Origin of the sequence: Paenibacillus sp. oral taxon 786 str. D14, assembly GCF_000159955.1 — a bacterium.
Taxonomy (GTDB): Bacteria; Bacillota; Bacilli; order Paenibacillales; family Paenibacillaceae; genus Fontibacillus; species Fontibacillus phoenicis.
The window spans coordinates 222,144-229,274 of sequence record NZ_GG695972.1 but is presented as its reverse complement, the minus strand read 5'-3'; the positions used below and the strand labels follow the sequence as shown (position 1 = coordinate 229,274).

The 7,131-nt window shown below is 50.5% G+C and carries 6 protein-coding genes; all 6 read right to left on the bottom strand.

From position 1 onward, the window contains the following. On the bottom strand, nucleotides 1–1,851 hold a 1,851-nt coding region (gene pulA, locus POTG_RS06030), incomplete at its 3' end, for a type I pullulanase (RefSeq protein ID WP_083791420.1). A gap of 5 nt (nucleotides 1,852–1,856) precedes the next feature. Then, nucleotides 1,857–1,982, bottom strand: coding sequence for a hypothetical protein (locus POTG_RS25120; RefSeq protein WP_269724326.1), 126 nt, complete (start codon nucleotides 1,980–1,982; stop codon nucleotides 1,857–1,859). A gap of 323 nt (nucleotides 1,983–2,305) precedes the next feature. After that, nucleotides 2,306–3,130: a carbohydrate ABC transporter permease gene (locus tag POTG_RS06025; RefSeq protein ID WP_009223929.1), complete on the bottom strand. Its 825-nt coding sequence runs from the start codon at nucleotides 3,128–3,130 to the stop codon at nucleotides 2,306–2,308. Nucleotides 3,131–3,142: 12 nt separating this feature from the next. Continuing rightward, entirely contained in the window at nucleotides 3,143–4,012 is an 870-nt protein-coding gene (locus POTG_RS06020) for a carbohydrate ABC transporter permease (RefSeq protein ID WP_009223928.1), read from the bottom strand. Nucleotides 4,013–4,076: 64 nt separating this feature from the next. Then, nucleotides 4,077–5,360, bottom strand: coding sequence for an extracellular solute-binding protein (locus tag POTG_RS06015; RefSeq protein ID WP_009223927.1), 1,284 nt, complete (start codon nucleotides 5,358–5,360; stop codon nucleotides 4,077–4,079). Between the two features lie 12 nt (nucleotides 5,361–5,372). After that, complete coding sequence (locus POTG_RS06010; RefSeq protein WP_050769704.1) at nucleotides 5,373–7,100, bottom strand: glycoside hydrolase family 13 protein; 1,728 nt, start codon at nucleotides 7,098–7,100, stop codon at nucleotides 5,373–5,375. Nucleotides 7,101–7,131 lie beyond the last annotated feature (31 nt).

Genomic DNA, 7,131 nt, shown 5'->3' with positions numbered 1-7,131 from the left:
CAGCTCCAGCGACAACGCGCCCGGGTTCGCGTTGTAGAGCACGTACAGGTGGCGGTCTGGATCGCCACCCGCGTGGTCGCGCAGCGTAAACGCCACGGCGTGCGGCGGCGCTGCCTCAAAGCGCAAATGCGCGCGGATCTCGTCCGCCGTCTTCAGGCGGAACGCGGGATGCGCCTTGCGCAAGGCGATCAGGCTGCGCATATAGGACACGTCGTCCTGATGCGCAGCGCAGCGCTCCCAATCGAGCCAGTTGACCTCGATCGGCGATTTATAGCTGTTCTCCACGCCGCCCTTCGTGCGCATAAATTCTTGACCGGCGTGGAGGAACGGGATGCCCTGGCTCGTCAGCACGATTGCGGAGGCGAGCCGGTGCATCGCCCGGCGTTCGTCGTCCGAAACGCCCGGCGTGGACAGCTCGATTTTGTCCCATAACGTATGGTTATCATGGCACTCCACATAGTTCACCGATTGAACCGGTTCCACCGCAAACTGCCGGAGCTGGCCTCCGTCATAGTTAATTCCCCCGGCCACGCCGCGCTTCACCCCGTCCTCGAAGCCGTCGCCGGCGCTAATAAAGCCTTTGCGGTCAAAGATAAAAATATCCCCTTTTACCGAGTCCCTCAGCCCGTCGTTAAACATACCGATGCCCGGCAGCTTCCCGGCGTTGTCCTGGTTGGCCCGACGCTCCTTGGGAAGCACCGTCTCCATCATCCAGCCTTCGCCGATCGTCAGGATCGTCGGATCGATCTCGTCCAACCGCCGGCGGATTTCATTCATCGTTTCGATGTCGATCAGTCCCATCAAATCAAAGCGGAACCCGTCAATATGGTATTCCCGCACCCAGTGCAGGATCGACTCAATCATATATTTTCTCATCATCGGCCGTTCCGAAGCGCACTCATTGCCGCAAAATGCCCCGTCCGAGAACGTCCGATCTGACTTGTACCGCAAATAATAACCCGGCACGAGCTTGGTGAAATGAATCAGATACCCGTCATAAACGTGATTGTATACTACATCCATAATCACTCGAAGTCCGCGAGCGTGCAGCGTTTGGATGAGACGTTTCAGCTCAAGGATCCGTGCGGCTGGGTTATACGGGTCCGTCGAGTAAGAGCCTTCCGGCACATTATAATTCTGAGGATCGTACCCCCAGTTGTAATGGGGTTCATCCAGGCGGCTTTCATCCACGCTTTCCTGCGAGTAATCAAAGATCGGCAGCAGTTGCACATGCGTCACGCCAAGTCCGGCAATATGGTCGAGCCCCGTTGGAATGCCGTTCGGCCCGCGAGTACCTTCCTCGGTTAAACCGAGGAACTTCCCCTTTTCGCGGATGCCGCTTCTCGGGTGAATCGACAGATCTCGAACATGCAGCTCATAAATCACCGCATCCGTCGGCGAAGCCAGCGGAGGCTTCTGATCGTTCTCCCATCCTTCCGGATTGGTGCTGCGCAGGTCGAGGATCGCCGCTTTTTTCCCGTTCACGCCCACCGCTTTCGCGTAAGGATCAACTGCCTCGTTCCACTGCTCCCCAACCTTCACACGATACGTGTAGAATAACCCCCCGCAATCTTCCGGTACCGTTAAGGTCCACGTTCCTTGCACATCCCGCTTCATGGGCAGCTCATTTACCGGCGTCCCGTCCTCGGTTTCGTACAGAATGACTTTGGCTTCGGAGGCGGTGGGGGCCCACAAGCGAAAACGAGTTTGTTCCGGGGTATACACCGCTCCTAAATCATCACCATCGTATACATACAGCTCATCAAACTTCGCATCAAACACCGAGATTCCCCCGGTGACCGCCACATCTCCGTAATCGATGGTGCCGTGGAATTCTTTTTGTACTGACAACATCCTCACTCCAATCCCGTTAAATTCAGCAGCACGTGTTTCATTTGAAGTCCGAAGAATTTCGCCCGCACCAAGCAAGGGTTAAGAAGCTGAGCCCGGTGCAGACAATTCCCGTCAACAATGTTGTCCATGCGCCAAATCCCCGCACCTTCTATGCTCATTCATCATATGGTCGCTTTTCCCCGAAACGTTCCGCAAGCTGGTGGCAGGAACCTGTAATCATCTTCCCCATCAGGTGGTTTCAAATATTCATAGACAACGTGCGCCCTGTTGGTTCTCATTAGCCAATGCTTCTCTTTCCGTTCTCTGAAAAAAACATCTGCGTCCAATGTAGAACCTTTTTTGCGCCTAACGTAAACGTTTACTTTCCTGTATGTGCTGGATTATATCACCGGTGCTAAGACTTGGTCAATCGTTTGCACAAAAGGTGGAATTACACTTGCGGTCGCTTGGTTTACCCCTTTACCGCTCCGGCCGTAATGCCAGCGATAAAGTACCGCTGCAGCAGCAGAAACAGTAAGATAATCGGGACAACAGCGATCAGCGAACCTGCGAACACGATGCCCCATTGCGTCGTATATTGCCCTTGGAAATTGGCCAGGGCAATCGGTAACGTTCTTTTCAGTGGATCATTGATGATGGTTAGTGCCCAGGGGAACTCTTCCCACACGGTCAGCGCGTTAAAGATCGTGGCTGGAACAAATGCCGGCTTGGAGAGAGGCAAAATGATGGAAGCGAATAACGTCCAGGCGCCGCCCCCTTCCATCTCCACCGACTCATCAATGTCACGGGTTATGGAATCGAAAAAGCCTTTAAGCAAGAAAGTTGTAAACGGAATGGCACCTGCGGCGTAGACAACGATAAGCCCCCACCGTGAATCGAATAAACCCAACTGACGAATCAGGACAAACTGGGGAATCAGCAACGTCAAACTTGGGATGACCAAGCCTCCCATAATAATTGCAAAGCTTAGGCTTTTTCCCTTAAAGTCAAACCGCGAGTAGGCAAAGGCTAACATGGAAGACAGCAGAAAGATAAGCGCAAAGCTAGCCAAGGTCACCAGCAAGCTATTCAACAAATATAACGCGAAATTTTGACTTCCCCACGCTTCTCTAAAATTGGACCAGGTCATTTCCGAAGGCAAAAAGCGAGGCGGAAACTCAAATAACAGCGTCATGGGTTTGAGAGCGGTTAGCAGCATATACACTAAAGGGTAAATGGATATCAGTCCGCCCGCGACAAGCAGGGCGTAGATGCAAAATGTTTTCAGCGAGCGCATATGGTTCGCCCCCTATTCCTGTTTGTTCAGACGGAACTGCACAGCCGTTAATCCAGCAATGATCACCGCAAAGACATAGGATAACGCCGATGCGTAACCCAGATCATATTCGGAGAACGCCTTCTGATACATTCTCGTCAACATCACTTCGGTCTGATGCAACGGTCCGCCATTGGTAATGAGGTACACGGATGTAAACACATTAAACGCACCGATAATTAACATCATTTGGATAAAAAACGTCGTGTTTCGAATCGATGGCAGCGTGATATAACGGATCTGGTTCCACGCATTGCAGCCGTCTAAAGAAGCCGCTTCATATTGATCTTTGGGTACCCCTTGCAGCGCGGCCATGTAGATAACCATCGCCCAGCCAACCCCTTTCCAGATCCCAAGGGCTCCGATCACGATCAAGGCTTTTCCCGGTTCACTTAACCAACTGATCGTCCGGTCCGTCAGATGAAGGATATCCGTAATGGCATAATTCAAAAAGCCCTGATCGGCAAAAACGTATTTAAATATTAACGAGGCAACGACCCAAGACGTAATGACCGGCAAGAAGTAAAGCACCCGAAACGTCTTGGTACCGGGGCGATTCTGATAAAGTGCATAGGCGACCAGAAAACCCAAAATCATTTGGCCGGGTACAGAAATGATCCCGTAGATAAAAATATTTCGTATCGAAATCCAGAACACTTCATCCCCGAACACATGCTTATAGTTATCCCATCCCACAAATTCAAGATGATTTATGTTCGTGAGCCGAAAATCATAAAAGCTGTAGATCAAATTCCGGATCAACGGGTAGAGAATAAATAAGGCAAAAAATAAAAATCCGGGCAAAAAGAACAAGTATCCGGCTGCTCCGTTTTTTTGGCGCATGTCATGTTGACTCCTTCGTAAAAGGGAGCGCCTCCCGTACGGAAAACGCTCTCCTGATAATGGACTACTCCTTCAACAAAGCATCGATGGCACGGACTGCCGCATCCAGCTCCGTTTTTACATCCGCATCCGTCATGAAAATTTTACTCATCGCATCATTAATCACGCCGTCGATTTGCGGCCAAGCACTAACCGGCGGGCGAGCTTTAGCCGTCTTCAACTGTTCAAGAAACGGTGGATAATAATCGATCGCCTTGACATCGGCATTCTCCATTGAGGCGAGGTTAACCGGAATTTGTCCGATCTTGCCCATCTCGATCTGAGCCTCTTCCGACACCATGAACTTCACGAATTTCCAGGATTCCTCCTGCTTGTCTTTACTAAAGATCCCGATATCCTCTCCGCCCAACACCTGAATGGAGCCCGCCGATCCCGCCGGAAAAGAAGCCATTTCGACGTCGAAATCAGGGAATTGCGATTGGAACTGAGCCACCGCCCACGGGCCTTCCGCCATCATGGCATAGCTTCCGCTCGCATGACCTTCCGTAACCGCTACATCTCCCGGCTTAAATCCGGAAATTTGACCGGCGTTGTAGGCGTTTTTAAGTTTCGTCAAAATTTCTACCGAAGCTGGGCTATTCAAATAACCGTCAGCCGTTGTGAAGTCAGGCGAGAGTACATCCCCACCGTTGCTCCAAATCCACGGTAAGACGTTCCAGCCTTGAAGGGCCGGTTCACCGAATCCCCAGCTTTTTTCATACTTACTTTTGATTTTACCCAAAGCTTCAAAAAACTGTTCCGTGGTTTCAGGCGCTTGCTCTACACCGCTTTGCGACAGCATCTCCTTGTTCCAGAACAACACCTTGGTATTCGTATTGAGAGGAAGTCCGTAATAGTGATCGCCTACCTTCGCTGTAGACAGCGGGCCTTCCAGCAAGCTGCCGGCAACCTCGTCAAAATCTTCAAATGCGTCTAACTGTTGCAGCAACCCGCTTTTCTGGAACTCCGGCACCCAGATAATGTCCAACCGGGCTACGTCCGGCAAATCGCCAGCGCTGCCGCTGATCTGCAGCTTCTTATGCAGGTCTTCCCAAGTAAAGGCAACAGGGTTAACTTTAATCCCGGGATTCTCCTCCTCAAATTTCGGAATAAGCACCTCTTTTAACGTCTTCTCTTCCGGAGATGCAGTACTGTAGTGGTGCCAGAATGTTATAGTGACCTCCTTGCCCGGCTTCGCATCCGAGCTTGTCCCGTTCGCCGTCTCTTGCTTCCCCTTGGAACCGCAGCCCGCCAAAACCAGGGTCACGGCGAGTAAAATCGGCAATAGCCTGCTCCATTTATTTATCATAGATTGATCTCCTTAATTCTGTTTTTGGAAAAGAATCGTATCTCCGGGACCGATGAATTCAGGCAAGTTCCCGGTATCCTGCGAATGATCCATTGTATAAGCGCCAATCAAGTCAAACCGCTTCATCACGACGTCCAAAGCTTGCCGGTCCTGCGAAAAATTGATTAAAAGCACCGCTTCTTTGGTTTCGGTGTAGCGCCGAATGACGTAACACTCCGAGTCTTCCCGGTATCTAAGCTCCGTGTTGCCGTGCTGCAGTACCGGATCGGTTGTTTTACGCCGAATCCAGGTGCGGAACTCTCTTAACAACTGCGGTTCAGCCTCGACGAGCTGCCAAGGCATGCTCCCGCGGCAGCCTGGGTCATTCTCCCCGGTCATTCCCAGTTCGTCCCCGTAATAAACGGTAGGATTCCCCGGCAGGAAGAATTGAAGGGCCAGCAGTTGCTGTAGTTTGCTTTCATCCTTCCCGCAACGCGTCAAGATTCGTTCCGTGTCATGGCTTCCTAGCAGGTTAAACATTTGATTTAGTTCAGCCAAGGAATAACGATGGAGTAAACTCACAAGTCTGGAATGGAACTCCGCAAGCAGGATGGAACGATCCAGACAGTAATCGAACAGAATCGTTCGCAGCTCATAGTTCATCACGCTGTCCACGCCGCCAGACGCCATCAGGCGCTTGGCATCATCCCAGATTTCTGCAATAATGATAGCGTTAGGATTTAATTTCTTGACACAGGATTTCAGCTCCCGCAAAAAGCTGATTTCCACCTCATCTGCGACATCGATTCTCCAGCCGTCGATGCCCGTCTCCTTCTGCCAAAAGGAAACGATATCGTATACGTACTGCTGAACTTCGGGATTCGATGTCCGCAGCTTAGGCATCCATTGATAATAACCTACAGAATCGTAACCGTCTTCGCTTCGGTGAACCGGGTACCGGTTAATATAGAACCAATCTTTATATACCGAAGCTTCTCCTTTTTTCACGACGTCCTGAAAATATGGATGATAGAACCCGCAATGATTGATTACCAGGTCGAGAATCACCTTGATATCGCGTTCGTGGCATTTTTGGACAAGCTCTTGCAGATCTTGTACCGTCCCGAATTGCGGATCGATTTGAAAGTAATCCACGGTGTCATATTTGTGGTTCGACGTAGCCGCAAATATCGGATTTAAGTACAGCGCATTAATGCCAAGCCCGCTCAGGTAATCCAATTGCTTGATGATTCCTTGAAGATCACCTCCCATATAATTGTCCCGCGTTGGCACGCTCCCCCAAGGTTCCACAGATTCCGGATCATTCTCGGGATCACCGTTACAGAAACGTTCAGGGAAGATTTGATACCATACACGGTTCCCAATCCATTCCGGAGAGTTCACCATGTCGCGATCTCCCGCATAGGCATACGAATAGCTGCCTCTGGTTCCTTCCGTCTTACATAATCCCTCAGCACCCAGCCAGTAGGATTCCCCCTTTGCAGCAAACTTGAATTTATATTGAAGGTACCGAATGCGAGATTCCATACCCGTCAATATCGTGCGATAGTACTTAAATTCCCCCGATTCCGCCCATAACGTCATCGCTTGCTTCCGAATACCATACTCCGGCTTATATTTATTCCAATAGTTTAGCGTGACTTGATTCGCATCAGCAGGGAGCTTTAGGCGAACTTCCAATTCATTCAGAGAAATTAGGGTAGCATCTACTACCGGATCGTGATACAAATATTGGGTCATCAACTTATTACCTCATTATGTTTAGTTTGTT

Excerpts from the sequence above, each read along its gene's own strand:
- POTG_RS25120 (WP_269724326.1), bottom strand. The coding sequence starts at position 1,982 with ATGGACAACATTGTTGACGGGAATTGTCTGCACCGGGCTCAGCTTCTT.
- POTG_RS06025 (WP_009223929.1), bottom strand. The coding sequence starts at position 3,130 with ATGCGCTCGCTGAAAACATTTTGCATCTACGCCCTGCTTGTCGCGGGC.
- POTG_RS06020 (WP_009223928.1), bottom strand. The coding sequence starts at position 4,012 with ATGCGCCAAAAAAACGGAGCAGCCGGATACTTGTTCTTTTTGCCCGGA.
- POTG_RS06015 (WP_009223927.1), bottom strand. The coding sequence starts at position 5,360 with ATGATAAATAAATGGAGCAGGCTATTGCCGATTTTACTCGCCGTGACC.
- POTG_RS06010 (WP_050769704.1), bottom strand. The coding sequence starts at position 7,100 with ATGACCCAATATTTGTATCACGATCCGGTAGTAGATGCTACCCTAATT.